This window comes from Nostocoides sp. F2B08 (assembly GCF_009184895.1).
In the GTDB taxonomy this organism is placed as follows: Bacteria; Actinomycetota; Actinomycetes; order Actinomycetales; family Dermatophilaceae; genus F2B08.
The window spans coordinates 1-1964 of the sequence record NZ_WESE01000028.1; the positions used below are offsets into that span (position 1 = coordinate 1).

General features: G+C 68.5%; 2 protein-coding genes. Both read right to left on the reverse strand.

Translation table 11 applies throughout. The annotated features are described in order from the left end of the window. Nucleotides 1-1575, reverse strand: a 1575-nt coding sequence (locus GA707_RS20545; protein ID WP_152180311.1) for a hypothetical protein, incomplete at its 3' end; no start/stop codon positions are given. Between the two features lie 21 nt (nucleotides 1576-1596). Further along, the coding region (locus GA707_RS21495) for a trypco2 family protein (RefSeq protein ID WP_226964013.1) at nucleotides 1597-1964 on the reverse strand (368 nt) is incomplete at its 5' end.

The window sequence follows — 1964 nt, forward strand, 5'->3', positions numbered from 1 at the left end:
GGCCGCGTCGCGTCGGGGTAGGTATGCAGCCCATAGCTCGAGTGCTTGCGCTTCAGTGATTACGTCGGGGATGCCGGTGCGCTGCCAATCCACTACGACCTCGACGAGGGCGCGCATCGGGGCGGCCGCATTTTCGAGCTTGGCCAGGAGCTCGCGGGCAGAGCCGAGGAGCTCCCCCAAAGGGGTGCCCTCGGCGACGGCTGTCCGGACCCAGTCCGGGGCGTCGGTCAGAGCGGCCTGGTCGCTGGTCGACCATTCCGACTCGATGGGGATCTTCTCGACCTGGTTCTTGTTGTTGAGGAACTCCCATGTCGCGCGCATGTCCGAGTCACCTTGGAGGGTGGCGAGCTCGCCTCGTCGGATGGTGGCAACGACCGTGAGGTTAGGGATGGCTCGCCAGGTGGTGGTGGCGAGGTCTTCGGTGAGCCAGGCGAAGTACTCGTTGAGGTCATCCAGCCACAGCACCGCCCCTTGGGCCGATCCGTCGGTGGTCGTCGATCGCTGGCGGGCAATCAGCTCGGCGATCAGGTCGGTGACCTGATGAAGGGCGGGACTCGTCCTCGGTATCAGCAATGGCTGACCCTGGAGCACCGGGTGAGCCTGCAGGGTGTGGGCGCCGGTGCGGGACTTGCCGGCCATGGCCTCACCGACCAGCAGCAGCATCCGCATATCCGACCCGTCGACGCGCCGGTCCAGCGCATCCCGGATCTGCTCGTCGACCTCCCGGGTCACGTACGGGTAGTAGGGGTCGCCGTGCAGGTCCAGGTCCGTGCGCGCCTTACGAGCCCCGAAGACCCCCGCGTCCACATCCATCACTCGGGGAGGATGGTCCGTGGCGTCGCGAACCCTCAGCACCGCACGGGACAGCTCGGCGACCCGGTCCGGCAGCACCGGCCATACCGCCGGATCCGGCAGTCCCAGCGCGTCGACGAACGGGTCGCGGATCAAGTCCGGCAGCGCAGTGAGGGCACTCAGGGGGGTCACCGTCAACGACCCGCTCCCGGCGGCGAGGTTGTGACTGCGGACCACTCCCAGTACCAGGTCGTTGACGACGACCGCGGCCCCGGACATCCCACCCCACGGGCTGCCCTGGACCAGCTCACCCGGGCTGGTCGGATGCTCCCGCACCGACGGCCCGGTGCCTTTTAGCTCCAACAGCTCCGCTTCCGCACCGCCGCTGTCGGGACGCAGGCCCTCACCGGTCGGCACGGCCCCGTCGACCTGCGCCAGGATCCGGTTCCCCTCCTGGTTGCGGCGCCATCGAGGGAACCCGAGCGCCTGACAACCCCTGATGCTGTCGGCCACCGCCCGATCCACCCGAGCCGCGCCTAACCCTTCCATGGTAGGCGCATCCTTACCGAGGGCGAGCACCGCCAGATCGACCTCGGCCGAGCCGGACCGCACATGGACGGTCGCCTCGTAACGCGACCCGTTGAGGAGCTGAACCTGATGGCCGGTGCCCTGCGCGCAGTGATCCGCGGTCAGCACGAACCGGTCCCGCACCCGCAACCCACTCCCCACGAAGCCTTTCCCGTTGACCTGGTAGCGGATCAGCACCGCCCGCTCAGTCGCCACCCCCACCATTTCGCCTGCGCCCTAGTCCGGGTCCGCCAAGCCAAGGTCGTCAGCCTTCTTGGCCGGTTCGTCGTCGCGGTCGGCGACCAGGAACTCCACCGGCTGACCGTCCTGACCGATCAGCACCGGATCCAACGTGAGCTTGACCGTGTGCGTCGCCGACAACTGCCGCGACACCTCCCCGCCGGCCTCGACCAGCCACCACTTCACCCCCGCCTTCGCCGTCTTGTCCGAGGTGACCGCCACCTCCAAGGACAGCTCCACCGGAGAGGGCCGGAACCGCAACATCTCACCCGTCGACGACGCCCACGCCGTTGACAGCTCCTCCCGCAACGAGGCAATCGCATCACTTAACGACACCGCACCCCACGGCGCAGCACCCGACCCCG